General features: G+C 68.0%; 21 protein-coding genes. 10 read left to right on the forward strand and 11 right to left on the reverse strand.

All coding sequences use genetic code 11. The annotated features are described in order from the left end of the window. Nucleotides 1–74 precede the first annotated feature (74 nt). A complete protein-coding gene (locus E0H92_RS24605; protein WP_165549957.1) occupies nucleotides 75–941 on the forward strand; it encodes a phytanoyl-CoA dioxygenase family protein in 867 nt (288 codons plus the stop codon). Here E0H92_RS24605 and E0H92_RS24610 read toward each other — a convergent pair. Continuing rightward, nucleotides 938–2,161, reverse strand: coding sequence for a glycoside hydrolase family 1 protein (locus E0H92_RS24610; protein ID WP_131459977.1), 1,224 nt, complete (start codon nucleotides 2,159–2,161; stop codon nucleotides 938–940). The genes E0H92_RS24605 and E0H92_RS24610 overlap by 4 nt on opposite strands. Nucleotides 2,162–2,186: 25 nt before the next feature. Next, the gene (locus E0H92_RS24615) at nucleotides 2,187–4,331 is read right to left on the reverse strand and encodes a beta-galactosidase (protein WP_131497855.1); all 2,145 of its coding nucleotides are present in this window, start codon (nucleotides 4,329–4,331) and stop codon (nucleotides 2,187–2,189) included. Between the two features lie 135 nt (nucleotides 4,332–4,466). On the opposite strand from E0H92_RS24615, the gene E0H92_RS24620 reads away from it, so the two are divergent. From E0H92_RS24620 to E0H92_RS24640, 5 genes are all read left to right on the forward strand, one after another. Next, the gene (locus E0H92_RS24620) at nucleotides 4,467–5,453 is read left to right on the forward strand and encodes a LacI family DNA-binding transcriptional regulator (RefSeq protein WP_202873794.1); all 987 of its coding nucleotides are present in this window, start codon (nucleotides 4,467–4,469) and stop codon (nucleotides 5,451–5,453) included. Between the two features lie 126 nt (nucleotides 5,454–5,579). After that, complete coding sequence (locus tag E0H92_RS24625; RefSeq protein ID WP_165549959.1) at nucleotides 5,580–7,238, forward strand: ABC transporter substrate-binding protein; 1,659 nt, start codon at nucleotides 5,580–5,582, stop codon at nucleotides 7,236–7,238. Between the two features lie 4 nt (nucleotides 7,239–7,242). After that, nucleotides 7,243–8,232: an ABC transporter permease gene (locus E0H92_RS24630; RefSeq protein ID WP_131459974.1), complete on the forward strand. Its 990-nt coding sequence runs from the start codon at nucleotides 7,243–7,245 to the stop codon at nucleotides 8,230–8,232. After that, on the forward strand, nucleotides 8,229–9,113 hold the full coding sequence (locus E0H92_RS24635) for an ABC transporter permease (RefSeq protein ID WP_131459973.1): 885 nt from the start codon (nucleotides 8,229–8,231) through the stop codon (nucleotides 9,111–9,113). Before E0H92_RS24630 ends, E0H92_RS24635 begins: the two co-directional genes overlap by 4 nt. 3 nt (nucleotides 9,114–9,116) lie before the next feature. Further along, the gene (locus tag E0H92_RS24640) at nucleotides 9,117–10,988 is read left to right on the forward strand and encodes a dipeptide ABC transporter ATP-binding protein (protein WP_131497857.1); all 1,872 of its coding nucleotides are present in this window, start codon (nucleotides 9,117–9,119) and stop codon (nucleotides 10,986–10,988) included. Nucleotides 10,989–10,992: 4 nt separating this feature from the next. Here the strand turns inward: E0H92_RS24640 and E0H92_RS24645 are convergent, their stop codons facing one another. Then, nucleotides 10,993–11,751: a phytanoyl-CoA dioxygenase family protein gene (locus E0H92_RS24645; RefSeq protein ID WP_131497858.1), complete on the reverse strand. Its 759-nt coding sequence runs from the start codon at nucleotides 11,749–11,751 to the stop codon at nucleotides 10,993–10,995. A gap of 86 nt (nucleotides 11,752–11,837) precedes the next feature. Here E0H92_RS24645 and E0H92_RS24650 point away from each other — a divergent pair, with 86 nt between their 5' ends. Next, nucleotides 11,838–12,647 (forward strand): AraC family transcriptional regulator, encoded by an 810-nt coding sequence (locus E0H92_RS24650; RefSeq protein WP_238173574.1) that lies wholly within the window; start codon nucleotides 11,838–11,840, stop codon nucleotides 12,645–12,647. Between the two features lie 7 nt (nucleotides 12,648–12,654). Here the strand turns inward: E0H92_RS24650 and E0H92_RS24655 are convergent, their stop codons facing one another. Then, nucleotides 12,655–13,233, reverse strand: coding sequence for a Uma2 family endonuclease (locus E0H92_RS24655; protein WP_131497860.1), 579 nt, complete (start codon nucleotides 13,231–13,233; stop codon nucleotides 12,655–12,657). Nucleotides 13,234–13,408: 175 nt separating this feature from the next. Between E0H92_RS24655 and E0H92_RS24660 the strand changes: the two genes are divergently transcribed. Next, nucleotides 13,409–16,117, forward strand: coding sequence for an AAA domain-containing protein (locus E0H92_RS24660; RefSeq protein WP_131497861.1), 2,709 nt, complete (start codon nucleotides 13,409–13,411; stop codon nucleotides 16,115–16,117). Nucleotides 16,118–16,151: 34 nt separating this feature from the next. Here the strand turns inward: E0H92_RS24660 and E0H92_RS24665 are convergent, their stop codons facing one another. Beyond that, complete coding sequence (locus tag E0H92_RS24665) at nucleotides 16,152–16,472, reverse strand: nuclear transport factor 2 family protein (protein WP_131497862.1); 321 nt, start codon at nucleotides 16,470–16,472, stop codon at nucleotides 16,152–16,154. Nucleotides 16,473–16,531: 59 nt separating this feature from the next. On the opposite strand from E0H92_RS24665, the gene E0H92_RS24670 reads away from it, so the two are divergent. Continuing rightward, nucleotides 16,532–17,308, forward strand: a complete 777-nt coding sequence (locus E0H92_RS24670) for a helix-turn-helix domain-containing protein (RefSeq protein ID WP_238173575.1) — start codon at nucleotides 16,532–16,534, stop codon at nucleotides 17,306–17,308. Here the strand turns inward: E0H92_RS24670 and E0H92_RS24675 are convergent. The 3 genes from E0H92_RS24675 to E0H92_RS24685 all read right to left on the reverse strand — a co-directional run bounded on the left by E0H92_RS24675 (nucleotide 17,280) and on the right by E0H92_RS24685 (nucleotide 20,619). After that, nucleotides 17,280–18,467 carry an epoxide hydrolase family protein gene (locus E0H92_RS24675; RefSeq protein WP_131497864.1) on the reverse strand — a complete coding sequence of 396 codons (1,188 nt, stop codon included), beginning with the start codon at nucleotides 18,465–18,467 and terminating at the stop codon, nucleotides 17,280–17,282. The two genes, E0H92_RS24670 and E0H92_RS24675, sit on opposite strands and share 29 nt — an antisense overlap. Continuing rightward, nucleotides 18,464–18,886 (reverse strand): MarR family winged helix-turn-helix transcriptional regulator, encoded by a 423-nt coding sequence (locus E0H92_RS24680; RefSeq protein ID WP_131497865.1) that lies wholly within the window; start codon nucleotides 18,884–18,886, stop codon nucleotides 18,464–18,466. The genes E0H92_RS24675 and E0H92_RS24680 overlap by 4 nt, the downstream gene beginning before the upstream one ends. 71 nt (nucleotides 18,887–18,957) lie before the next feature. Then, nucleotides 18,958–20,619, reverse strand: a complete 1,662-nt coding sequence (locus E0H92_RS24685) for an FHA domain-containing protein (protein ID WP_131497866.1) — start codon at nucleotides 20,617–20,619, stop codon at nucleotides 18,958–18,960. Between the two features lie 512 nt (nucleotides 20,620–21,131). On the opposite strand from E0H92_RS24685, the gene E0H92_RS24690 reads away from it, so the two are divergent. Next, complete coding sequence (locus E0H92_RS24690; protein ID WP_131497867.1) at nucleotides 21,132–23,432, forward strand: M4 family metallopeptidase; 2,301 nt, start codon at nucleotides 21,132–21,134, stop codon at nucleotides 23,430–23,432. Between the two features lie 89 nt (nucleotides 23,433–23,521). Here the strand turns inward: E0H92_RS24690 and E0H92_RS24695 are convergent, their stop codons facing one another. From E0H92_RS24695 to E0H92_RS24705, 3 genes are all read right to left on the reverse strand, one after another. Continuing rightward, entirely contained in the window at nucleotides 23,522–24,673 is a 1,152-nt protein-coding gene (locus E0H92_RS24695) for an SGNH/GDSL hydrolase family protein (RefSeq protein WP_131459962.1), read from the reverse strand. A gap of 188 nt (nucleotides 24,674–24,861) precedes the next feature. Further along, nucleotides 24,862–25,551 carry an SRPBCC family protein gene (locus tag E0H92_RS24700; protein WP_131459961.1) on the reverse strand — a complete coding sequence of 230 codons (690 nt, stop codon included), beginning with the start codon at nucleotides 25,549–25,551 and terminating at the stop codon, nucleotides 24,862–24,864. Then, nucleotides 25,548–26,132 carry a winged helix-turn-helix domain-containing protein gene (locus E0H92_RS24705; RefSeq protein ID WP_238173576.1) on the reverse strand — a complete coding sequence of 195 codons (585 nt, stop codon included), beginning with the start codon at nucleotides 26,130–26,132 and terminating at the stop codon, nucleotides 25,548–25,550. The genes E0H92_RS24700 and E0H92_RS24705 overlap by 4 nt, the downstream gene beginning before the upstream one ends. Between the last annotated feature and the right edge of the window lie 2 nt (nucleotides 26,133–26,134).

A 26,134-nucleotide genomic window follows, 5' to 3' on the forward strand; every position in this document is an offset into this window, starting at 1 on the left:
GGTCATTCCGCCGGTGCGGGCCGCGCTGCCAAAGTGATCATCTGAACCTGTTGGCCACCGGAGACGGGAGCACCGTGATCACGATCGACGTTGAGGAAGCCGACCGCGGCGCCGGCGGGCTGGCGCCGGAGAAACTGCAGGCCGCCCTGGAGGCACTGCGGACCGACGGCCTGGTGGTGCTGTCGGACGTGGTCGACCTCGACCACATCGACGCCCTCCATGAACGCATGATCAGCGACCTGGCGCTGCTCCAGGCCCGGCCCGACGCGCCGTACAACTGGACCGCGGGCAACATCCAGCAGGATCCGCCGCCGTTCGAGCCGTACCTCTTCGAGGACGTCCTGCTGAATCAGCACGTGATCGCGGTGACCGCGGCGATCCTCGGGCCGGGGCTGCGCAACGTCATGTACAGCGGGAACACGTCCCTGCCCAGCGACACCCGGCAGCCGGTGCATGCCGACATGGGGCACCTGTGGCCGTCCGAGGCCCTGGAGATCGCCCATCCACCGGCCCAGCTGGTGGTAAACGTACCCACCGTCGACGTCTCGGCCGAGAACGGCGCCACCGAGATCTGGCTCGGAACCCACCGGGACCTCACCGTCGGTGTCGGCGGCGACATCGAGGTGCCGTTGGACGCACTGGAGGCCCGGCGGGCGATCGCGCCGCCGATCCAGCCGGTCATCCGGCGCGGCAGCGTGCTGATTCGCGACGTACGGCTGTGGCACGCGGGGATGCCGAACCGCACCGACCGGCCGCGGCCGATGATCGCCATGGTGCATGTCAGCCACTGGCTCGAGGTCGGGACCCCGTTGGAGTTCCCGGCCTCGAGCAAGTCGTTCTTCGAGCACCCGGTGCTGACGACGGCTGCCCGATTCACCGAGCAGCCGTCGGATCACATCTACCGAAGCCAAGGCTTCGGGATCGAGCAACAGACCGTCTAGTCGGCCACGGCTGCGGCGAAGTTCGCCGCGGCCTCCGGCCGTTCCGGGACCCGCGGGAGTTCGTTGCGCCGGGCAAGGTCACCGAGCCAGGCCAGGCTCGGCTTGGGCGTCCGGACGAAGGTCTCGTGGTCGACGGCGATCAGCCCGAACGTCGGCTCGTACGATCCCCACTCGTAGTTGTCGAGCAGCGACCAGTGCAGATAGCCGCGGATGTCGCAGCCGTCCTCGATCGCCTCCGCGAGACCGCTCAGCGCCCCGCTCGTGTAGTCGATCCGCCGGGTGTCGTCGGCGGTGGCCATACCGTTCTCGGTGACCATCATCGGTACGCCGCCGGTGACCTCGCGGGTATGGCGTAGCGCCTGCCCGAGCGCCTCCGGGTAGTACTCCCAGCCGGTGAGCGTACGTTCGACGCCGTCCGCGAACGGCACCGGCCCGTCCGGTCCGATGATCGTCCGCAGGTAGGACTGCACGCCGACGAAGTCGTCCTCGCGGCTCTGCTCGAGGAAGAAGTCCTCGCGCCAGTAGCCCCACTCGTCGCGCTCCTTCTCGTGGCCGGGGACCGCCTGGTAGACCTGGTTCGCGACCGACCAGCCGGCCTTCACATGGCCGAGGCCGCGGAGGACCTCGACCGACGCGTGATGCGCCTCGGCAATCACCCGGGCCGCGTGCGGCGACGGCCCGGGGAAGTTCACCCCGACCTCGGTGTCGATCCGCGCCTCGGTCTGGTTGACCATCATGTTCGGCTCGTTGATCGTGATCACCCAGCTGACGTCGTCGAGGATCCGGGTCGCGGTCTCGGTGAAGAACCGGAACCGGTCGACGGCGTCGTCGGCGTACCAGCCGCCTTCCTGGTGCTGCCACAGCGGCACGGTGAAGTGCTGCAGCGTCACGATCGGTTCGACGCCGGCCGATCGGCAGGTGTCGATCATGCGCCGGTAGTGGTCGAGTTGCGCCCGGGAGACCTCACCTTTGGCCGGTTCGATGCGGGACCACTCCAGCGAGAACCGGTACGCGTTCAAGCCGGCGTTCGCCAGCAGGGCGATGTCCTCGCCGTACCGGTGGTAGGAGTCGCACGCATCGCCCGAAGGTTCCTTGGCCCAGGTATCCGGGGCGTGCTCCAGCACCCAGTGGCCGGTGTTCGTGTTGCCGCCCTCGATCTGATGACCGGCGGTCGCGGCACCCCAGAGGAACTGCTGGGGTGCGGGGGTCGAGGAAGTCATATCTGCGGGTCCTTTCGGCGGGGGCTCAAAACCGCAGCAGCGCGTGGCCGCGGGCGGGGAACGTGGTCTGTGGTTGCACCTGCTGCCCGTCGACGCTGATCGACGCGCTGATCGGGTACGGCGCCACGTTGACGGCGATCAGCAGGTTGCCGTACTCCGACGTCACCGGCACGGTCACCAGTCCGGTCCGGTCGGCGTCGATTCCGACGCGGGGCCGTACGCCGAACCTCGCGAACAGCGCGTGCCAGTTGTCGAGATGTGCGGCCGGGAAGTCGCAGCCGACGAAGATCAGCGAGCCCGCTCCCAGCTGCGCCTGGACCGCACAGGGCAGCCCGGACCCGACTTCGCGGAGCAGTACGTCGACCTCGGCGGGCACCTGAAGCAGTTGCGCGGAGCTGACCCGCAGATCGGCGTCGAGAGAGCCGGTCACGGTCGGCCAGTACGGTCCCGACTCGTCTCGGCGGTCGACGCGGACACCGGCCGATGAGAGCCCGAAGGCGTCGGCCAGGATCGTGCACGGCGTACCGTCGTGGTCGCGATCCGGCAGCAGCCCGGTCAGCAGCAGGTTGCCGCCGTTGCGTACGTGGTCGGCGAGCCACCGCTGGACCTTCGCGCTCAGCGTGCGCGGGCTGCCGAGGACGATCGTCCGCGGTGCTTCGGGCGCGGTCGTACCGGCCGTCCAGGCCGACTCCGGATCGGCGAGCGCCTGCAGGTCGACGGCGTCGACGTGATAGCCGCCCAGCACGATCGCGCGGCCGAGCGCGTCCCGGGCGCCGAAGCCGCGATAGCGCTCGAGGTCGTCGACCTGCTCGCGGCGGACCGTGGCCGTCGGGTGGACGTACTCGGTGAGGTAGTGATCGGCGACGAACCCGAAGCCGATGTCGTCGGTCAGTTGCCGCCCGGTGGCGAGGATCGGCTCGTACGATCGAATCTCCTTGATCACGGCCGCCAAGGCGTCGAACGCCGGCGTCGGCCGCCCTTCGGGATCGATCGGCGCCGCGAAACCGTGGCGCTCGCCGGTGAAGGCGATCCGCGGGATGCCGTCGTTCCCGGAGCCCTCGAGGACCGGGTTGCGGCCACCGGTCAGCAGGTAGTAGTTGATCAGCCGATTGCCCTGGCCGAGCGTCAGCAGCGTCTTGTGTACGCCGGACTCCGGTGAGCTGAGCGCATCGAGGTTGTCGCCGTAGTCACCGGTCCCGATCTCGAACTCCAGCGAGGACGCCGGCTGGTCGGGGCCGTTGACGCAGGCCAGAATCGCGTTGCACAGATAGAGATCCGCGACGTTCTGGACGGTCAGTTCGCCCAGGTAGTAGTCGGAGCCGGCCAGCAGTCCGTCGCGTCCCCGGTACGCCGGGGCCAGCTGGCTGATCCCGATCGGGAACGTCGTACCGCGCCCGCCGCCGGTTCCGTGCACATTGATCAGCAACGGCACCGCGATGCCCCGGTCGCGGGTGAAGGACTCGAGGTGCCGCAGGTAGTCCGCGAAGTCGTCCCGGGCCCAGAGCCCGAGCTTCTGGTGGAACGCGAGCGTCTGTGCCGGATCGCCGGCGGCGCGGACAGCAGCGTTGTTCAGGTGTGGCGTGTTCGACACCCAGGCGAGCATGCCGACCTCGTTGTCCAGCTGTACGCCGACGACCGGGCCGTCGGGAGCCTGGCGCGGTGCCAGTACCTCGAAGACGGCATCGAGCCAGCGCTCGGCCTCGGCACGGAAGCCGGGGTGCTGATAGTCGAGGTCCTCGGTCGGGGCGATTCTGCCGTCCCAGCCGGTCGGCTTGGCGTCCGGATACTCGCGATGGATCCGGTCCGGGATGCCCTCGTTCTTCAGTTCGGCCATCACGAACGGACCGGGCCGGGCGAGAAACCGCAGGCCGAGAGAGTCGCACAGGTCGATGAAGGCCGGCAGGTCCCGTTCCGGGCTGGTGCGCCCGGTGAGGTCGAGGTCCCCGTTCGGCAACTCGTGCCAGATCCAGGGGATGTAGCTGGCGATGGTGTCCAGGCCCGCGTCCCTGGCCTGGGTCAGCCGGTCGGCCCACTCGTCGCGGCGCAGCCGGAAGTAGTGCACCTCTCCGGACAGCAGCAGGGTGGGCGTCCCGGCGACCTCGATCTGCGTCGATCGCAGGGTGATCTGGCCCCGCTGCGGGCGTGGATCGGTCTCGGCTGCTGGGCTCATGAGGCTCCTGAGGTTCCTTCATGGGGCGCGGTAACGCTCCGGTCGGGTCTGGCAACGAGCTCTGGCGGTTGGAATTGTAACCGGTTACACTCCCAAACCGGCAAGCCCTTACCGATCCGGAAAGGAGATCCGTCAGTGACTGACGACCGCATGAGTGTGCGTGAGATCGCCAAGCTGGCGGGCGTTTCCACGGCCACCGTGTCGCGGGTCTACCGCGGCGTCGGCAGCGTTTCGGCCAAGACGCGGGCCAAGGTCCAGGCCGCGATCGAGCAGTACGGTTACCGGCCCAGCCACCTCGGTGAGGCGCTGGCCAATCGGCGGCACGGAGCGCTGGCGGTGGTCTTCCCGGGTCTGTCCGGGCCGTACTTCGCCGAGTTGATCAACGGCGTCGAGAGTGTCGCCGTACCGCGTCAGGTGAGTGTTCATGTGATCGGCACCCACCTGCGGCGGGAGGCGCCGGACGAACTGCTCGACGTCGCCCGCCGCGTCGACGGCATGGCCATCCACGGCGGCACCGTCCCGAAGACGGTGATCAAGGAACTGGCCGCCAGGCATCCGGTGGTCATGATCGGCCCGGATCCGCATCCGGCGCCGGTCGTCGTCCGGACCGATCATCAGGCGTTCCGGCAGCTGGTGAGTCATCTGCTGGCCGATCACGGCCTGCGGAAGCTGATCTTCGTCGGCAACCCGGAAGGCTCGCCGGACCTGACCGAGCGCTGGGACGCGTTCGTGGCCGCCCACGAGGAACTCGGGCTCCGGCCGGGGAAACAGTTCCGGACCGGCCTCGAACAGACCCACGGCGTACAGGCCGCCGACGAGGTGCTGGCCGGCGGGTACGACGGTGCCGTCTGCGGCAACGACGAAACCGCCCTCGGCCTGATGATGGCGGTCCTGGGACGCGGCCTGCGGGTACCCGGCGATCTGGTGATCACCGGAGTCGACGACGTCCCGATGAGTTCGCTGGTGAGCCCCGGGCTCACCACAGTCGCCCGGCCGCTGGCCGAGCTCGGAGCGACAGCAACCCGGCTGCTGCTCGATCTGATCAACGGCGCGGACGTCGCGCCCGAGACCGTCCTTCCGTCGCGCTTGGTCCGCAGGGCCAGTTGCGGTTGCCGGGGCTGAATCGAAACACAACACCCGAAACCAGGTAGCAACCTGACACACGGAGGTGTCGTCATGGCAAGTACTTCGTTCCGCATCCGACGGGGGCAGCGGTCATGGCGGGGGGTCCTAGTCGCGGTATCGGCGGTGGCCGTTCTGGCGCTGCCGGCGTGTGCCGGCAGCCGCGTCGCCGGTGAGAAGCAAGCGCAGCAGGGGAGTACGGCGGCGTCGGGCATGATCCCGGAGCTGAATCTGAGTTCCGAGTCCGACGCGGCCATGGGGAGTCTGGTCAACTACAACCCGTTCGCGGTCCAGCAGACGGTCCGCACCTGGCTGTACGAGCCGCTGATGCAGCAGAGTTCCCTTGACTGCAAGGTCGAGCCGTGGCTCGCGACGGCCTACACCTGGGAGAGTCCGAGCAAGCTGGTGTTCACGATTCGCCAGGGGGTGAAGTGGAGTGACGGCTCGCCCTTCACCGCGAAGGACGTCGCGTTCACCTACAACCTGACCAAGAAGTACCCGCCGATCGACCTGGCCGGTGTCTGGAACAACACCTTCGGGCCCAAGGCGAAATCGGTGACGGCCGACGGCGACAAGGTGACGTTCGAGTTCGAGGGCCCGGCCGCCACCAAGTTCCCGTACCTGATCGGCCAGAAGATCGTGTCGGAGAAGGAGTTCGGCCCGGCTGGTGACCCGGCCAAGTACGTCTCGAAGAACCCGATCTCGACCGGTCCGTTCAAGGTTGCCTCCTACAACGGACGGCAGTTGGTGCTCGAGCGCCGGCCGGACTACTGGCAGGCCGACAAGATCAAGGTCCAGAAGCTCGTCCTCGAAGGCCACTACAGCGACAACGCCAACCAGGCGGCGGCCAAGCTGAAGGCCGGCGAGCTGGACTTCTACAGCGGCGAGATTCCCAACCCGGAGAAGGCGTTCGTCGCCGACGACCCGAAGACCAACCACGTCTGGTACGCGCCGAACGGCGTCACCGTGGTCGCGCCGAACCTGACCAAGAAGCCGTTCAGCGACGTCAAGTTCCGGGAGGCGCTGGCGCACGGTATGGACAAGCAGCGGGCGACCGAGAAGGCGACGTACGGCCTGATGAAGGTCGCCAGCCAGTCCGGTCTGCCGTTGCCGCAGAAGGACGACATGCTGCCGTCGAAGTATCCCGCCGACAGCACGGTGATCCCGTTCGACCTGGCCAAGGCCAACCAGATGCTCGACGACGCCGGGTACCGGAAGGGTTCGAACGGCGTCCGGCAGAATCCCGACGGCTCGCCGATCAAGATCACGTTCTCGGTGCAGGCCGGCTGGATCGACTACGAGGCGATGGCCGACGAGATCACCAGCAACTTCCGCAAACTCGGGCTGGACATCACGGTCAGCAAGATGCCGCCGGAGGCCGTCGACCAGCAGAAGAAGTCCGGCAACTTCCAGCTGATGATCAACTACATGGGCGCCGGGTGTGACTACGCGCACGGCATGGGGGCGACCGTCTCGACCGCGGAGATTCCCGACAAGACCACGATCAAGGGCAACATCGGGCGCTACACGAATCCCGCCGTGGACAAGGCGATCGGGGCGATGGCGTCCGCGACCGACGAGGCGGCGACGAAGGAGCAGGTCGGCGTACTGGTGGACGCGATGATGACCGACTATCCGGTGCTGCCGATCCTGTACGCGCCGGCCCGGGCCATCTACCGCACCGATCACGCCGTCGGCTGGCCGACCGCCGACGACCCGTACGCGAATCCGCAGGACCAGCCGCTGGTGTGGATCACGCACCTGACCGCGGCACCGTCGAAGTAGCCGGATGCGGTACTTCGCGCGCAAGATCGGCTTCTTCGTCCTCACCCTCTGGGCGGTCGTGACGCTGAACTTCCTGATCCCCCGGCTGCAGCCGGGGGATCCCGCCGAGATGATGGTGCAGAACCTCGCCGGGAAGAACGCGCAGCTGAATCGCGCGCAGGTGGAGGCGATGCGCGATCTGCTGGGCGCTCCGTCCGGCTCGCTGCTCAGCCAGTACTGGGACTACCTCGGACAGCTCGCGCACGGCGACCTCGGGATCTCCTACACGTACTTCCCGTACTCGGTGGCGGAGGTGATCGGTAAGGCGTTCTGGTGGACCGTCATCCTGGTCGGCGCCGTCCAGCTGCTGTCGTTCGCGATCGGGATCCTGCTGGGCGCCTTCGCCGCGTGGCGGCGGAACAGCCGGTTCGACACGTCGGTGACCGTGATCTCCACCTTCGTCGGGACCCTGCAACCGTTCTGGATCGCGTTGCTGCTGATCTACGGGCTGGGCTACGGCCTGGGCTGGTTCCCGACGGCCGGCGGCTACGAGGCGTCGACACCGGGATTCAACGGCGCGTTCCTGTACGACGCGTTGTCGCACGCGTTCCTGCCGGCGCTGACGTTGATGATCGTGACGCCGATCGGATGGATCCTCGGGATGCGGAACACGATGATCATGAACCTCGGTGAGGACTACATCAGGCTGGCCCGGGCCAAGGGGCTGCCGGACCGGATGATCGCCCTGCGGTACGCCGCCCGGAACGCCCTGCTGCCCAGCGTCGCGGGGTTCGCGCTCGCGCTCGGCGGCATCCTCGGCGGCACGATCCTGGTGGAGTCCGTGTTCGACTATCCCGGCCTCGGCCGGCTGATGGGCGAAGCGGTCGGCATCAAGGACTATCCGCTGTTGCAGGGCCTGATGCTGCTGACCGCGGTCGCGACGTTGGTGGCCAATCTGATCGCCGACCTGCTGTACGGCGTCCTCGACCCGCGAGCCAGGAGGGCAGCCGCATGAGCACCGTGGCCACAGAAACAGTCACAGCACCGGATGTCGCCGACCGCTGGTACCGGGTGGTGTGGAGCAGCAAGAAGGCCCGGGTGGGGATCGTCGTCGTGGCGATCTACACGCTGGTCGCACTGCTGGCGCCGGTGATCGCGCCGTACGGGCCGACCGACGGTTCGTTCACTCCGTTGACCGGACCGTCGGCGCAGCACCTGCTCGGTACCAACGTGGCCGGTGTCGACGTGTTCTCCCAGGTGATCTACGGCAGCCGGGTCTCGCTGATCGTCGGGCTGCTCGGCGGGTTGCTGGCGACCGCGATCGCGCTCGTGATCGGAATGGTCTCCGGCTACGCGGAGGGTACGTTCGTCGACGACGTACTGACCTTCCTCACCAACACCGCGCTGGTCATCCCGGTGCTGCCGTTGATCATCACGCTGGTCGCGTACTCCGACACCCGCGGCATCCCGTTGATCGTCGGGGTCATCGCGTTCACGTCCTGGGCGGGCGCCGCGCGGTCGAAGCGGGCGCAGATCATCACGTTGCGGAACCGGGACTTCGTCACGGCGGCGAAGTTCTCCGGCGACGGCACGTTCCGGATCATCTTCTCCGAGATCCTGCCGAACATGACCTCGCTGGTCGCCGCCGCGTTCGTCGGTGCGGCCACCGGTGCGATCGGCGCGGAGGCCGGGCTCGCGGTGCTGGGACTCGGCAGCAGCGACTCGGTGTCCTGGGGGACGATCCTCTACCAGGCCGACGCCGCCGGCGCGATCTCCCAGGGACTGTTCGTCTGGGTGTTCGTCCCCGGTCTGGTGCTGGCGATCCTGATCACGTCGATGGCCTTCATCAACTTCGGCATCGATCTCCTCAGCAATCCGCACCTCAGGGAGGACTGAGACATGGCGCTCCTCGACGTCCGCGATCTGTCGATCCGCTACGAACCCAAGCAGCGGCCGGCCGTCGACGCGGTCGATCAGCTCAGCTTCAGCATCGACGAGGGTGAGTTCGTCGGCCTGATCGGTGAGTCCGGTTCCGGCAAGACGACGGTCGGCATGGCCGTACTCAGGTTGCTGCAACGGCCGGGACGGATCAGCGGCGGGTCCATCACCTTCGACGGCACCGACATCGCTCACCTCAGCCAGGACGAGTTACGCAAGTACCGCTGGCGCGAGATCTCGACGGTCTTCCAGAGCAGCATGAACGCGCTCAACCCGGTGACCCGGGTCGAGGCGCAGTTCGCCGACGTCATCCAGTGCCACACCCAGTTGCGCGGCAGTGAGGTCACCGAGCGGATCAGGACCCTGTTCGACATGGTCCTGATCGACCCGAAGTTCATGACCGCGTTCCCGCACGAGCTGTCCGGCGGCATGCGGCAGCGGATCAACCTGGCCCTCGCGCTGGCGATCGGACCGAGGTTCGTCGTACTCGACGAGCCGACGACCGGGCTGGACGTCGTCGTACAGCACAGCATCCTGGAGAACGTCCGGCGGCTGCAGGCAGAGCTCGGCTTCGCGGTGCTCTTCATCAGCCACGACCTCGGCACCGTTCTCGATCTGTCCGACCGGACCATGGTGATGTACGCCGGGAAGCTCGCCGAGGAGCAGGCGACCCGGCAACTGCTCCGCGATCCGTTGCACCCGTACACCAAGGGATTGCTGGGATCGTACGGCGACCCTCGCGCGGAAACCGTACGGATCACGTACGTTCCGGGCCGGCCGCCGGACCTGGCGCATCGTCCTGACGGGTGTGCGTTCGCCGCGCGGTGTCCGGAGCGGATCGACCGCTGTACCGAGGTCGAGCCCGCGCGGACGGAGGTTGGCGAGGGGCTGGTGGCGTGTCATGTCGCGGCCATTCAGCGTGGTGCCGATGGGTCCGGCATCGAGGTCGGCCCGCCGATTCGCACCTTCGCCGGGCCGCAGTTCGTGAAGTCGGCCGCCGAGTCGGCGGAGGCCGCTCGGGGCCTGCCGCTGGTCACCGTCGACGACGTGTCCAAGACCTACGTCCGCCGGCAGGGACTGCGCGCCGTCCGGACCGAGGCGGTGGCCGGGGCGAACTTCGTCCTGCATCGTGGTGGCGTGACGGCCCTGGTCGGGCAGAGCGGCAGCGGCAAGTCGACGCTGGCCCGGATGATCACCGGAGTCGACGCGCCGACCACGGGCCGGATCACCTTCCACGGCTCCGACGGTGACCAGGTCGTCGCACGGATGCGCGGCCGTCGGCTGCGCAGCTATCGCGGCAGCGTCCAGATGGTGTTCCAGGACCCGTACTCGGCGCTGAATCCGACGAAGACCCTCGGCGCCACACTCTCCCGGCCGTTGATCAACTTCCAGCAACTGCGCGGTTCCCAGCTTCGGGAACGGGTGATCGAGCTGCTGGAGACGGTCGCGCTGTCGCCGGGAGAACGGTTCGTCAACCGCTATCCGCACGAACTGTCCGGGGGCCAGCGGCAACGAGTCGTGATCGCCCGCGCGCTGGCCGTCGAGCCCGAACTGATCGTCGCCGACGAACCGATCTCCAGCCTGGACGTGTCGATCCGGGCCGAGGTGCTCGAACTGTTCGACAAGCTCGTCCACGAGCGCAACGTCGGGATCCTTTACATCACCCACGACCTGCTCAGCGCCCGGATGCTCTGCGACGAGGTCGTCGTACTCAACGAGGGCAAGGTGGTCGAGCAGGGCCCTGCTCTGGACGTGATCCGTTCGCCCCAGGACGACTACACCCGGCTGCTTCTCGATGCGATCCCGAACCCGTTCGCCGCGGCCCGCTCCTGAGCATTCAGGCCTGCACGGTTCCGTCGACCAGGAACGGTTCGAAGGAGCCGTGCGGCGCCGTACCGTCGGCGTTCATGATCACCTCGGGGGAGTACTGCAGCAGGTACACCTGGCGCAGCTTGTCGGTCAGGTTCGCCCCGCTGCGGTGGATCACGGTGCTCGAGAAGCAGACGATCGACCCGGCCGGGACGATCACCGGCATCCCGGGATCGGAGCCGAAGTAGCAGACCCGGTCACCGGTCTCGATCGTCACGTGCTTGATGTAGGACTTGATGCCCGAGCGGCTGTACGGCAGCAGGTAGACCGACCCGTTCTCCTCGGTCACGTCGTCGAGTGCGATCCAGCAGGTCAGGTACGGCGTGTGGTTCTCGTGGACGTACCCCGAGTCCTGGTGCCAGGCGAACGTGGTGTCGGGATCGCCCGCCTTGATCACGTACTGCTCCCAGAACAGGTAGGCGTTCTCGCCGAGCACCCGGCGGCAGATCTGCTCCATGATCGGTCCGAAGATGAAGCTCCGCAGCTCCGGGCGCTGCTGGTAGATCATGTTGCTGAAGTACCGCTTGCCCTTGGCGTTGATGCCGATCCGGTCGACCCCGGCGGCGTCCATGGCGGCGTCGAGGCGATCGATGGAGAACTGCGCGGCACCGCGCAACAGTTCCAGGTCCTCCGGGCCGATCACGCTCTCCAGGACGAAGTAGCCCTCGTCGGCGTACTGGGACATCTGCTCGTCGCTGACCAGTTGCGAGTTCTCCGTTTGCGTCATGATGATCACTCTGGCAAACCACCAGCAGGCGCCGGAATGCCCGCGGTGGCTGTTCGATGCACGTTCTGGCGCGGAGGTTGACGGTCATGGCCGGTGGGTACCAGCGGATCACGATGTCGGACCAGGAGCCGACGCCGTTCGGCAGAGTCCTGCTGGCCGGCGAGGTGTCCGACGCCGAACCGCTGGTGCCCGGACCGCTGCACGCCTTGCCTGGCACGGTCATCTCACTCGTCACCGCCGGTACCGGCTTCTACCGGCACGCCGATCGGCGCACCGAACCGATCGTCGGACCTTCGCTGACGGTGGTGCTGCCCGGCGAGCAGCACTGGTACGGCACGCACCCAGGCCAGCGCTGGAGCGAATGGTTCGCGGTCGTCGAGGGTCCGGCGTTCGACCTGTTGCGGCAGACCGGCCGACTGACCTGGTCGGGTCCCCGGCCGCTGCCGCGAGGTGTTCGGGAGGCCGACCTGGCGCTACTCCTCCGCAGCGCACCGCCTGGTTCGGGCGCCGAGCAGCAGATCTGGGCACTCGCGACCTGGCTGTCCGGAGCGCTGGCTCCATCCGTAGACGACGAGACAGCCCTCTGGGACCAGGCAGCCCGCCTACTCAGCGAGGACCTACCCCACCGCCTGGAGATGCGCGACGTCGCAGCCCAACTAGACCTCGAGTACGACCGCTTCCGCCGCGCCTTCCGTGACCGCTTCGGCCGATCCCCCCTCGCCTTCCGCAACGACCGCCGCCTCGAGGCAGCAGCAACCTTGCTACGAGCAACCAACCTGACCTGCCGGGAAATAGCCCGCCGCATCGGCTTCTCCGACGAGTTCCACCTCTCCCGCCGCTTCCGCACCCACTACGGCACCTCCCCAACCGGCTACCGATCGTCCCGGGAGTCCTAGCCTGGTGCTACTGAAGGTCTTCCAGATCGAGCTGTACGGCGAACGGCTCGGTGCCGGCGAAGATGCCGGCGACCACCTCGGCGTCGAGGTAGCCGAATTTCTCGGTCAGGTGGCAGGCCAGCAGGGAGACCGGCTCTTGGAGGTCGACGATCCAGTAGTGGGGAATTCCGGCGTCGGCGTACTCGGCGCGCTTGACGACGTTGTCCGTACGGCGTGATCCCGGGGAGACGATCTCGACGACGACGAGAACCTCCGACGCCCGGATCAGCCCGCCCTCGGTGCGGACGCGTCGACGGGCGGAGCGGCGTACGGCGATGACGTCAGGCCGGCGTGAGAAGCCTGGCTGGTCCGGCGGCACGAGCTCCAGATCGATGTCCACGTCGGTGATGACTTCGAGATCCTGCGGCAGTTGAGGCATCAGTTGCAGGGCGATCCGCAGCGCGGCCATGTTGTGGTCCGGGCTGGGGCTCGGCGACATCACGAGATTGCCCTCCATGAGCTCGGACCGGCCGGCATCGTCCTCGCCGAGTGTCGCGTACTCGCCGACGGTGAGCAGATGGGCAGGCGGCAGCGGGACAGCTGTCATCGTCTCCTCCTCATCTCCGGACACCATTGTTCCACGCGTCAGCGCCTTCACCCCGGATCCGGCCCGACACGATCGGTGGCGAAGCTGGGACACTCGTCCGGTCGCGCTCTGTGACTGGGCTGTTTAGGCTGAGTCCGGATTTGGGGGTGACGTGGTCGATCCACGCAGTCAGGCCGTGCTGGTCTTGAGGAACGGCAGCTTCGAGGATCGGACGCGAGACGTCAGCTCCTGGTCGCCGACGGGCAACGGGCAGGTCGTCGTCACATACGGGATGTCGAAGCCGTACACGTACGGGGCCGGCAAGGTACAGATCCTCGGGGTCCGGGAGCGTTTCGTGCCGGGGGACGGGACGCTGATCGAGGTCGACGGCAGCGTATGGGAGAACGCCACCGAGGCCAGTACGTTCGACACGCCCGGTGGCGCCGTGGCGCACATCTTCTATCGCTCGGCCGCGGGCGAAACCTGGATCAGCAAGCGCGTACGACGAGTTCGCGTGGTCGCCAACGCGACGGCCGACCCGGGCATCGCGACCGTCATGGAGTACTGGCGTGCGCTCGTGAGCAGTCTCGGACCCAAGGATCCGATTCGGGAGGTGTACAAGTCGCTGACGTTCGTGCATCCGGAGAGCGTGCTGGCGCAGTACCTGACCGGCGCGCCGATCCAGTCGCGCGAGCTGCCGGTGCCGGTGATCTACCCGTTCCGCTGCAACCTCAGCCAGCGCCAGGCGGTCGAACACGCCTTGACTCACTCGGTGTCGGTCATCGAAGGGCCGCCCGGGACCGGCAAGACCGAGACCATCCTGAACCTCATCGCGAACATCGTCAGGTCCGGTACGGCGACTGTCGGCGTCGTCTCGTTCGGGAACGCCGCCGTCGACAACGTGCGGGAGAAACTCGAGGCCCTCGGCTTCGGTCACGTGATCGCGCGGCTCGGACGCAGGGAGCTGGCGGAGGCGTTCTTCGCCGAACAGGAGCCGCGCAACAGCCGGGTCACGAACCTCCAGCACCAGATCCCGCCTCCGCCGCCGCCCGAACGGCTGAGCGAACTCGACACCCGCCTGCGCCGGCTCCAACAGACAGACCGCGAACGGGCTCGGCTCCGCCAGGAGATCGAGGCATACTCCCTGGAACTCAAGCACTTCGAGAAGCATGTCGCGCCCGGCGACCTGGCGCATCTCGAGCGGCTCCCGCTGCTACGCCGCTCGTCCGGTCGCGTCCTCGACTACCTGGCCGAGACCGCGATGGAAGACGGACATCAGGTGGGCTTCATCGGCCGTGTGCGCAAGTACCTGCGGTACGGGTCCCTGCGCGGACTCGACCCCGGCGACACGGATGTCGTGCTGCGCCTGCAGCGGACGTTCTACGACCGGCGTCTCGCTGAGCTCACTGCGCAACTCGCCCGCATGGACGCCGAGTTGAGCAAGGCGGACTTCGACGGTCTGGTCGAGGAACACGGGCAGCTGTCGGTACAGGCGCTGCACGCCGCGCTCGGCGAGCGGTACGCCGGGAAGCGGACGACGTACGAGATCAGCAGCTACACCAGGAAGTTCGGGGACTTCGCGGCCGACTATCCGGTCGTGCTGAGCACCTGCCACTCACTGCGCCGGAACCTCCCGCCCGGGTACCTGCTCGACTACCTGATCATCGACGAGGCGTCGATGGTGGACCTGCTGGCCGCGGGTGCAGTCCTCGGCTCCTGCCGCAACCTGGTCGTGGTCGGCGACCTGAACCAGCTTGAGCCCATCCTCGACCAGCGCGCCACCGGCGTCGTAGCGCCGTACGAGGCCTGCGACTACCGGTTGAGCATTCTCGCCTCGATCGGCCGGGTGTACGCCGACGTGCCGCGGACCCTGCTCCGCGAGCACTACCGCTGCGACCCGGCAATCATCGGCTTCTGCAACAAGGCGTTCTACGACGGCCGGCTGGTCCCTTACACCCGCAGCCAGGGGGAGCGGTCGATGCTCGTCGTACGGACGACCGCCGGCAACCACATGCGACGCGGCTTCTCGAACCAGCGCGAGATCGACGTCATCCTCGAGGAGGTGATGGTCCGCGAGTGCGCCGGCCTGCCGCCGGAACAGATCGGGATCACCTCGCCGTACCGACTGCAGGCGGACAAGCTCACCAACCAGCTCATGGACCCGATCGACGCCGACACGGTGCACCGGTACCAGGGCCGGCAGAAGGACGTCATGATCATGAGCACGGTCCTCGACGAGACGAAAGACGGTCATATCGGGGTCAAGTTCGTCGATGATCCGCACCTGGTCAACGTCGCGGTGTCGCGGGCGGTGCGCAAGTTCGTTCTGGTGACCAACTACGAACGGCTGCCGAGGAGCCGCAACATCCGGGACCTGATCGGCTACATCGACTACCAGGCGCTCGACGCCGGCGTGGTCGACAGCGACATCGTGTCGGTCTTCGACCTGCTGTACCGCGAGTACGACGAACGGCTGCGGGCCTTCGCCGGGCGGCTGCGGAACGAGCAGCGCTGGAAGTCCGAGGACATCATCTGGACGCTGCTGCACGAGATCCTGGCCGAGCCACGCTACCGGCATCTGACCGTGGTCGCGCAGGTGATGCTGCGGAACCTGATGACCGGCGTACCACGGCAGGCCGAGCTCACGGAGGCGCAAGCGAGGTTCCTGGGCCGCACCTCGTCGGTCGATTTCGTCGTCTACAACCGGATCAGCAACCGGCCGGTGCTCGGGGTCGAGGTCGACGGATTCGAGTACCACGAGAACAACCCGGAGCAGCTCGCCCGCGACGCCCTCAAGAACGGCATCTTCGCGGCACACCGGATGCCTCTGCTCCGGCTGCCGACGACCGGGAGCGCGGAGGCAGACCGGATCCGGGCGGCGCTGAATCGGCTGAGCGACACGTGACTCGTCCGGGCCGGTCGACAGGTCCGGTGCAGGGTCAGAGCTGTTGTACGACGTCCCAGTGTTCGACGATCTGGTGGTTTTCGAAGCGCCAGATGTCGACGACGGACTGGGTCGTGCCGGGGGTGGTCATCAGGTAGTGGACTACGACGTGGGTGTCGTCGGCGATGACGCGGTGGAGGGTGAGTTCGGCGGCGGCGACGGGGGCCTGGGCGATGGACTCGATGAAAGCGTCGCGGCCCGAGGGGTTGTTGGGGTTGTGTTCGACGAAGTTCTCGTGCAGGAGCGGGCGGAGCGGTTCGAGGTTGCCGTTGGCGAATTCCTGGAAGGCGTGCAGGGTGAGCTGCTTGATCGTCATGCGTACGACGATCTGCCCCGAGGTGCGGTGCTGTCGATTACATGGCTTGTAATGGAGGGGTGAACGACAGGCCGGTGGGTGAGCTGCTTCGGGAGTGGCGGCGGCGGAGGAAGTTGAGTCAGCTCGACCTGGCGATCCAGGCGGACGTGTCGTCGCGGCACGTGAGCTTCGTGGAGACCGGGCGGACGATGCCGAGCAGTGCGATGGTGTTGCACCTCGCCGAGCAGCTCGCCGTACCGCTGCGGGAACGCAACAGGCTCCTGGTCGCGGCCGGCCACGCGCCCGTGTATCGGCAGACCCCGCCTGACGACCCGGACATGACGCGGGTCCGCGCGGCCCTCGAACAGCTCGTCCGGGCGCACGCGCCGTACCCGGCCGTCGCCGTCGATCGCCGCTGGAACCTGTTGCTGGCGAACGACTCTTTCACCGCGTTCCTCGCCGCCAGCGACAAGAAGTTGCTCACAGCACCGATCAACCTGATGCGCCTCGGCCTGACCCCCGGCGGCCTGGCGATCCGGAACCTGGAACAGGTCCGCGGCTACCTGCTGCCCCGCCTGGCCCGTCAGGCCGCCGCCTCCGGCGACCCCGAACTCCACCAGCTGTACGACGAACTAGTTGCCCAAGGCCCCGTCGACACCACGCCACCGGATCCCGCCGACATCGCCCTCCCGATCCACATCCACCACCGCGGCACCGACCTGACCTTCCTCACCACCATCGCGACCTTCGGCACCGCCTTCGACATCACCCTCGAAGAAGTCGCGGTCGAGACGTACCTGCCCGCGGACGAGCGCACGATGCGGTACTTCACCGGAGCTCGCGGAACGTTCGCCTGAGGTCGTCGGTCCATTCCGTGGGGACCTCCCACGGGATGAAGTGGCCGCCGGTCGGGTGGGCGGTGATGTTGGTGTGGTTGTACCAGGCGGCGCGGTCGCTGGCGAGGAAGTTCTGCACGCGGTCCTCGGGGGTGTGGACGCCGGGTGGGTTCTCGTGGCCGACGAACGTGATGCCGGTCGGGGCCTCGATGATCGGCGTCCGGTCGTGGGACGGCGTCCACGGGTAGCGGTTGTTGTTCGCGTACGTGCGGATCGAGGTGTCGATCGCGTTGCCCGCCCAGTAGATCGTCGCGTGGGTGAGCAGGTCGTCGTCGCTGAACGGCTCGTTCTCCGACCAGCTCAGCCAGCGTTCCATGATCCACGCCAGCATGCCGGCGGGCGAGTCCGCGAGTCCGAAGCCGAGCGTCGTCGGGTGCAGTACGTGTGCCGCGAGATGCGCGGCGAAGCGGCGTTCGAATTGGACGATCCCGTCGTGGATCTCGGGCGGCAGCCCGTCCGGTATCGGCTTGCCGCCACTCAGGTCCCAGCCGCGATCGCCGTTGAAGAAGTCGAGTTTCAGCGCCGACCCGATATGGATCCCGTACAGCTCGTCGGCGTACTTGTGGCCGAGCTGCCCCGTCACCAGCGCACCGACGTCACAGCCGGCCGCGGCGTACTTCGGGAACCCGAGGACGCCCGTCATGAGTTCGTGCCAGACGTCGGCGATCTTCCAGAAGTTCATGTCCGGCCGGGTCGGCGTCGAGAACCCGAACCCGGGCAGCGACGGGACGATCACGTCGAACGCGTCCGCCGGATCACCGCCGTACGCCGCGGGATCGGCGAGCCGGTCGATCACCTTCGACCAGTGCCAGAACGTCCACGGCCAGCCGTGACTCAGGATCAACGGGATCGGCGCCGGCCCGACGCCCGGCCGGCGCAGGAAGTGCACCGGTACGTCGCCGACGTCGACGCGGTAGTGGTCGTACTTGTTGATCGCTTGCTCCGCCGCGCGCCAGTCGAAACCGTCCGCCCAGTACTCGACGAGCGGCTGCAGACGGGTCCGGCGTACACCGTAGAAACCGTCGTCGTTGCCGGCGTCGCGCGGCCACTTCGTCGCGCGCAGACGGCGGCGGAGGTCGTCGAGGACCTCATCCGGTACGGCGATGGGCGTTGGGATCATGGGGTGTCCTCGGCGAGTGCGGTCAGGCGGTGGAGTACGTCGATCGAGCCCGCGAGCACCGCGCGCTCTTCGGGGGTGAGCTGCTCGACGAGCGCGGTCAGCTTCGTGACCCGGTTGGTGTGCCGGGACTGGACGAGCTCCTGGCCGGTGCGGGTGAGTGACAGCAGGCTGGCGCGGCCGTCGGCGGGGTCGGGACGGCGCTGGACGAGCCCGTCCTGCTCGAGCTTCGCGACCAGGCTGGTCAGGGCGGGCTGCTTCAGCTGCTCGGTCGCCAGGAGGTCGGTGAGGCGCAGCGGCCCGCGCCGGTGGAGCGTGTGCAGGACCGAGAGCGCCGAGAAGTTGAGGCGCCGTACCGATGGCAGGCGAATGAAGATCGTGTTGAAGTCCTCGATGACCGTGGTCAGCCGATCCACGTCCACGCCCTCCTCCTTCCGCCGTGGCGGTTGGGCCGACTATATCAATTTTCGATGTAAGTCGGCGGAGGGGGTGGTTAGTTGCTGAGGGCGATCTTGGAGATGGCGAAGCTCGTGGAGCCGGACTTGAACGTGAGCACCGCCGCGGTGGCGCTGTCCGGGAGGTGACCCTTGAACGTCAGCGTGCCCTGTTCGGTACCGCCGGGTGCGATCCGGCTCGGCCAGGCGCTGCGTCCGGGGTCGGCCCTCAGCGCGGTGCCGTCGGCGGCGGTGAACGTCGTACCGTCGATCGGGACCGTGATCGCTTCCTTCGACGTGTTGACCAGCTTGACCTCGACGCGGGTGAAGTGGCTCGTGTACGTGACGTTCTCGACGGTCATCGTGACGCCGGAGCCGGGCTTCGAGACCGGTTTGATCAGGCGATCCTCGCCGGTCTCGTTGCCGGTCAGATAGCCGCCGACGTACTCCGCGCCCGCGGTCAGCGCGAACCCGCCGACCCCGACGCCCACCAGCACCACGGCCACCGCGACCAGCACTGACACGTCCAGACGGCCGGGTCGGTGGTACTTCGGAAGCGCCGCGTCAACCAGCGCGAGCATCATCGCCACCACGAGAGCGATCCCAGGCGCCACCAGCCACCTGAGCACACCGCCGGGCCCGTCGGCCAGGAACGTGACGACCAGATTCACGCCGATCCCCACCAAGACGATCGCCCCGGCCACAACCAGCACCCGCGACAACCGCACAGTCCCCACAGCGTCATCACCCGACGCCCGATCTACCTCGGGCAGCCGATCGTCCAGCTGGTCCCCGCTCGATCCGCGGCGCCCGCCCCCGGAGGCCCGCCGCTCCCGCCCGACCGCGCGCACCCCACCGGCAGCCTGCTCGTCACCCACCCACTCGTCAGCACGTACCCGCTGCTCGCCCCGCGCCCGCTGGTCGGGCCCGTGAGCGGTTGGATCGGGCCAGCCTGCGGATTCGTTCCAGTTCGCTTCCGACTGGTCGATCTGCGCGGAAATCTCCCACGGCGACCGCACCGGCTCCGGATTGTCCGCCGACGGATAAGCCGCCCAAGTCCCACCGTCGCGCCCCCCGTCGTCCCCCACCTCGAACCCAGGAACAACGCCCGCAGCCCCGTACTCCCGACCACCCGGCTCAGCCGCGTACCCATCATCCGCACCGGCTGCGTCACCGCGTTCGTCAGCGGGCGGCGAGACGAACGGATTCGCCGCACCCTCGACCGGCGCAAACGGGCTCGGGTCAGGTGTCGGGTCTGGCTGGGAGGGCTGGTCGGCGGGTGGTTGGTTGGGTGGGGTTGGGGACGCGTGCTCGGCTGATTGGGGTGGTTCGGCGTACGGCGGCTCCGGGGGTGGTGTGGCGGCCTCGGGGACGGCAGGGGCCGGCGGGGGCGCCGGGGATGCCGCGGGGGACTCCTCGGGTGATGTGTCTGTGGGTTTGTGGAAGGTGAGGACCGAGCGGCCGATGTGGATTCGGTCGCCGGTGGTGAGGGCGGTGGGGGCGGTGAGGCGGCGGCCGTTGAGGCCGGTGCCGTTGCGGGACTCGTCGTGGAGGGTCCAGGTGGCGCCGTCGCGGCTCAGGCGGGCGTGGATGCGGGAGATCTGGTCGTCCGCCTGCAGCCGGATGTCGGCGTTGGAGGCGCGGCCGATGGTGATCGTGTCGGTCCCGGCCTGCAGCGTCCACTGCTGTTCGCCGAGCGACAGCACGAATTCGGTTTCCACTCACACCCCAGCCGGCGTCGTCCTGATCGCGATCCGGTCCCGCCGCCGGGGGTTTCGCACCCCGCCGCCGCCAACCCGTCTGCGCGATTCTGCCATTCACACCAGCCCCAGACCACCAGCAGACCCACCCACAACCCTCCGCGCCCGCCCCCTCACGCACCGCCCGCCGCCCCCCGACTTTGTGCACCAGATCCGTACTTTTCGGCGAGCGACGTACGGACGCCGTGCACAAAGTGGCCTTCGAGGCGAGGAACGGCGAGGGTTTGTCAGCGCTTAGTAGTTGTGACAACGCGGTCAGTTGTCATTGTCGTGCCAGCGGCACGACAGCGTCTTGCTCGGGTGGGGGGTGGGACATAGTGTCCGTCCGCGCGATCCATCGGGGCTGGATGGAAAGGGGTCTTCCGGACAGCCGTGCCGAGGGGTAGGCCGGAGGTTCCAGGCGGAGTGGTGCACCGCCTGCAGTCCGGCGAGGCGCAACCCGCCCAGCACCACATCGCGAAGGGACCACATCCATGGTCTTGTTTCAGCGTTCCCGCAAAGTTGCGGTCGTCATCGGGGTGACCAGCCTCGCAGCGGCTGCTCTCGCCGGGTTCGGGTCGTCGGCCGGTGCGGCGACGAGTGCGGCGCCTCCGCCGCGGCCCTCTCAGGCGCAGTCGAAGGCGTTCGCCGCCGACTCCGCCTCGTCACTCGTGGCGGGCAGGCCGAGTGCCCTGCACGCGTCGAAGGACGACAAGTTCACCGCGAAGCCGGTGATCTCGGAGCAGTCCGGTCTGCAGTACGTCCCGTACGAGCGTTCGTACAAGGGTCTCCCGGTCGTCGGTGGTGACTTCGTCGTGGTCACCGACGAGAAGGGCGCCGTGATGTCCACCTCGGTCGCCCAGACCACCGCCGTACCCGAGCTGTCGACGTCCGCGAAGGTGACCCCCGCGGCCGCGAAGGCGACGGCGACCAAGCAGCTGAAGAAGGTCGACTCGTCGACTACCCCGACGCTCGCGGTCTACGCCCTGAACGGCACCCCGAAGCTCGCCTGGCAGTCCCGGGTCAGCGGCAGCAACGGTCACGAGCCGTCGAGCCTGTCGGTGTACGTCGACGCGCAGAGCGGCAAGGTGCTCGGTACCAAGGAGCACGTGATGGCCGGCAACGGTACGGCGGTCTACAGCGGCCCGAACCCGTTGCACCTGGACACCACGCTGTCGGGCAGCACGTACTCGATGAAGGACCCCAGCACCACCAACCTGTCCTGCCAGGACTCGGCGAACAACACCACGTTCTCGGGCCCGGACGACAACTGGGGCAACGGTACGGCGACCAACAAGGAGACCGGCTGCGTCGACGCCCTGTTCGCGGCGCAGACCGAGAAGAAGATGCTGACCGACTGGCTCGGTCGCAACGGGATGGACGGTAACGGCGGCGCCTGGCCGATCCGTGTCGGCCTGAACGACCAGAACGCGTACTACGACGGCACGCAGGTCCAGATCGGCAAGAACACCGCCGGCGGCTGGATCGGCTCGCTGGACGTCGTGGCCCACGAGATGGGTCACGGGATCGACGACCACACGCCGGGCGGGATCTCCGGCAGCGGCACCCAGGAGTTCGTCGCCGACACGTTCGGCGCGGCCACCGAGTACTACAGCAACCAGGGCGCGTCGTACGACCCGCCGGACTTCCTGGTCGGCGAAGAGGTGAACCTGGTCGGCCAGGGCCCGATCCGCAACATGTACAACCCGTCGGCGCTCGGCGACCCGAACTGCTACTCGAGCTCGATCCCGGGCACCGAGGTGCACGCGGCGGCCGGTCCGGGTAACCACTGGTTCTACCTGCTGTCCCAGGGCAGCAACGCGAGCCCGGCGAGCCCGACCTGCAACAGCTCGACCGTGACCGGAATCGGCATCCAGAAGGCGATCCGGATCATGTACAACGCGATGCTGATGAAGACCAGCAGCAGCTCGTACCTGAAGTACCGGACCTGGACGCTGACCGCGGCCAAGAACCTGTACCCGGGCAGCTGCACCGAGTTCAACACCGTGAAGGCGGCCTGGGACGCGGTCAGCGTGCCGGCGCAGACGGCGGACCCGACCTGCTCCACGTCGGGTGGCGTCACGGTCACGAACCCGGGCAACAAGACCGGTACGGTCGGTACGGCGATCTCGTCGTTCACGCTGACCGCGACCGGCGGCACCGCGCCGTACACCTGGTCGGCGACCGGTCTTCCGGCCGGTATCACTCTCGGCTCGTCGACCGGCACCGTGTCCGGTACGCCGACCGCGAGCGGCACGTTCAACGTCACCGCGACGGCGACCGCGAGTGCCGGCGGATCGGGCAGCACGTCGTTCACCTTCACCATCGGCGGCACCGGTGGCTGCTCCGGCCAGAAGCTCGGCAACCCCGGCTTCGAGACCGGTACGGCGGCTCCGTGGTCGGCGTCGGCCGGAGTGATCGACAACAGCACCTCCCAGCCCGCGCGCAGCGGCACCTGGAAGGCCTGGTTGGACGGCTACGGCCAGACGCACACCGACACGCTGAGCCAGTCGGTCGCGATCCCGGCCGGATGCTCGGCGACGCTCTCCTTCTACCTGCACATCGATTCCGCGGAGACGACCTCGTCGACGCAGTACGACAAGCTGACGGTGAAGGCGGGCCCGACCACGCTGGCGACGTACTCGAACCTGAACAAGGCGAGCGGTTACTCGCTCAAGTCGTTCAACCTCTCGTCGTTCGCCGGCCAGACGGTGTCGATCAGCTTCACCGGCACCGAAGACAGCTCCCTGCAGACCTCGTTCGTCATCGACGACACGGGCCTCAACCTGAGCTGATCACCCACTGAATGAACCGGCCGCCACACCCGCGAAGGGTGCGGCGGCCGGCTCACGGTACGGCGGCGCCACGGGGAGCCGCCGTACCTTCAGTTCAAGGTCATGCGCGGTTCGCCGTTCAGCAGGCCGGTGCCGGCGATGGTGCAGGTGCCGCCGCGGTTCTGGGTGTAGGTCTGGCGGACGCAGGAGCGGAGCGCGAGTTGCGCCCAGTAGTTCGGGTGCAGGGATTCCTGGATGTAGTAGTTCGAGCCGACCGTCGTCACGGTGCGGATCTGGTTGATCCACTCGGTCTTGTCGACGGCGGTCGGCTGGGTCCACGAGCTGAGGCCGACCTCCTCGTACAGGCCGACGGTCTTCTCGCACAGGCGGCGCCCGTTGAACGCGGACTGCAGCTCGAGGAGCCGGGCGTTGGACAGACCCGACTGGCCGATCGCGGCCCGGACCGTGGTGTTGATCGTGACGAGCGCGGTGCTGTTCGCCCAGTCGGCGTCCGCGTTCCAGAAGCCGCATCCGCCGACGCTCTGCCGGGTGTAGCCGGTCTGCCCGTACCGGAACCCGCTGGCGGCCGGGATCGGTGACGGATACGTCTGTACGACGAGATTCCACGCGCTGTCGCCGTACCCGGCGTTCCGCATCGCCGTACGGATGTTCTGGAACGCCGCCGCGATCTTGGCACGGACCGCCGTGACGTTGCTGCTGGTGAAGTTCGCGACGACGGACGAGTCGTCGCGGCAGTAGTCCGGGTTCCACGACGGCGAGAGCAGGAAGTCCTGCACGCACTGCGTGACGACCGACGCGAAGTTGAAGTCGTTGCCGCCGATCGACACGACCACTTGCTTGACGTTGTGGGTCGCGGCGAAGGCCTGCAGCATCTTCGCCTGCCCCTGCTTGCCGGCGCCGTCGTCGTAGAAGTCGAGGCCGGGCTTGAAGTCGCTGCCGGTGCCGGTCGTGGTGCGGGCACCCGAGCAGGCCAGGTTCAGTCCGCCGACGCCGCCGCCGACGTACGCCTCGGCGGACAGGCTGCGGTGGCACTTCGGGATCAGTTCGGCGGTGTGCGTCGCGTTGTCGTGGTACGCGTGCGCACCGAGCGCGTCGGCCGGTGCCTCGGAGTCGTTCGAGCTCCCGGCCCACCGGCCGGCCTCGCCCGAGATGTAGGAGTCCCCAACGGTGACGACGTACGGCGTTCCCGATCCGGGACCGTCGGCGTGCGCCGGGGACGCGACCAGGCCGAGCCCGGTCATGGAGAGCACAAGGATCGCTGATACTCGACGACTTCTCGGAATGATCATCCGGAAGGCCTCTCTCGCCGGAGTTCGGTGATCTCAGGACCCCCACCAGATCACCGTCGGCAGAAATGTACTTCCCGGTAACCACGCCCGGTAGACCGAGAGTGCTGACACCTTTGCGCCCTGTCACCACTGTGTCGCGGCTAGTCGGCGAGTTTGAGCTCCTCCGGGTAGCGCTCCGTCCACCACGCGCGCCAGCGGGCCTCGAGCGCGTCCCGGTCGGTGTCGCCGTACACCGACAGGATCGCCATCGTGGCGCCGTCGGGTTTGATATCGCCGGGCGGGATGTGGCTGAGCACGAGCAAACCGTTGCCCCAGGCATCTACCGTGAGGCCGAGCTGATGGTCGGAGCGGTACCAGACCTCGCACTTGACGGCCTCACCGATCAGGTCGAGGTCGAAGGCGTCGCCGGCCGGGATCCGTAGTTCGTGGATGGGGGAGACGGCGCCGGTTCCCGAGTAGAACAGGGTACGGCGCGGCTCGCCGGGGTGCCGTTCGACGGCGAAGCGGAGCTGGTGGAGGAACGTGATCCAGCCCTCGGTGACGTCGTCGTAGTACGCCTCCCACTCGGGGTCGGCGCCGCGCGGTGCGCGAGTCAGCGTGACCCGGGAGCCGCCCTCGACCGGCTCGACCTCGAAGCGGTCGCCGTGGCCGAGGGTCAGCGTCGTACCGTCCTCGGTCGTCTCGGTGAAGTAGATGAGGTCGATCTCCTCCTCCAGGCCACCCTCGGGACCTTCGTACTCCCAGCCGTGCCAGTGCCGGATCTTCTCCTTGTTGCGCAGGGCGTCCCAGACGGCCTCGACCGGAGCCGCGACGGTGACCACGATCTTCATGACTCTCCTTCGGTACGGCGGGGTGCCGGGTGGCCGCCCGCGATCAGCCGGTACGGCCGCCCGTCCGGGCTGTCGAACTCGTCGACCACCTGCTGCATCGCCGCGGTCAACGCGTCAGTGAACCGGTGGATGTCGCCCGGCTCCGCGAACCGCACCTCGGTCTCGAGCGTGAACGTCAGCAGCCGCTTCCCGTCCACGTCGGCCGCGGTCTGCATCCGCGCCACGTCCCGCACCGTCCCCGCGGCGACCTCGACCAGGTGCTCGGCGGCGTACTGGTCCTCAATCTGGGTGAACGCGCGGCCCATGACCCCTGGATCGACGACCAGATCGGCCGCCGCGCGCAGGATCCGCTCGGTGAACCCGCGCCGCTGCCGCTCCTCGACGAGCTCGACCAGGCCGGCCTTCTCCAGCTCGCGCAGGTGGTAGTTCACCCGCTGCCGCGGTAGGTCGAGCGCGGCCGCGAGCTGGGTCGCCGACGACGGCTCCCGCAACAACTCGAGCAACCGCCGCCGAATCGGTGACAACGCCAACCGCACCTTCTCAGGCTCCTCGACGTACCGCAGCATGCCCTCAATCTCCACTT

Source organism: Kribbella speibonae, from assembly GCF_004331375.1.
Classification (GTDB): Bacteria; Actinomycetota; Actinomycetes; order Propionibacteriales; family Kribbellaceae; genus Kribbella; species Kribbella sindirgiensis.

Excerpts from the sequence above, each read along its gene's own strand:
- E0H92_RS24610 (WP_131459977.1), bottom strand. The coding sequence starts at position 2,161 with ATGACTTCCTCGACCCCCGCACCCCAGCAGTTCCTCTGGGGTGCCGCG.
- E0H92_RS24615 (WP_131497855.1), bottom strand. The coding sequence starts at position 4,331 with ATGAGCCCAGCAGCCGAGACCGATCCACGCCCGCAGCGGGGCCAGATC.
- E0H92_RS24630 (WP_131459974.1), top strand. The coding sequence starts at position 7,243 with ATGCGGTACTTCGCGCGCAAGATCGGCTTCTTCGTCCTCACCCTCTGG.
- E0H92_RS24635 (WP_131459973.1), top strand. The coding sequence starts at position 8,229 with ATGAGCACCGTGGCCACAGAAACAGTCACAGCACCGGATGTCGCCGAC.
- E0H92_RS24640 (WP_131497857.1), top strand. The coding sequence starts at position 9,117 with ATGGCGCTCCTCGACGTCCGCGATCTGTCGATCCGCTACGAACCCAAG.
- E0H92_RS24645 (WP_131497858.1), bottom strand. The coding sequence starts at position 11,751 with ATGACGCAAACGGAGAACTCGCAACTGGTCAGCGACGAGCAGATGTCC.
- E0H92_RS24650 (WP_238173574.1), top strand. The coding sequence starts at position 11,838 with ATGGCCGGTGGGTACCAGCGGATCACGATGTCGGACCAGGAGCCGACG.
- E0H92_RS24655 (WP_131497860.1), bottom strand. The coding sequence starts at position 13,233 with ATGACAGCTGTCCCGCTGCCGCCTGCCCATCTGCTCACCGTCGGCGAG.
- E0H92_RS24665 (WP_131497862.1), bottom strand. The coding sequence starts at position 16,472 with ATGACGATCAAGCAGCTCACCCTGCACGCCTTCCAGGAATTCGCCAAC.
- E0H92_RS24675 (WP_131497864.1), bottom strand. The coding sequence starts at position 18,467 with ATGATCCCAACGCCCATCGCCGTACCGGATGAGGTCCTCGACGACCTC.
- E0H92_RS24690 (WP_131497867.1), top strand. The coding sequence starts at position 21,132 with ATGGTCTTGTTTCAGCGTTCCCGCAAAGTTGCGGTCGTCATCGGGGTG.
- E0H92_RS24695 (WP_131459962.1), bottom strand. The coding sequence starts at position 24,673 with ATGACCGGGCTCGGCCTGGTCGCGTCCCCGGCGCACGCCGACGGTCCC.
- E0H92_RS24700 (WP_131459961.1), bottom strand. The coding sequence starts at position 25,551 with ATGAAGATCGTGGTCACCGTCGCGGCTCCGGTCGAGGCCGTCTGGGAC.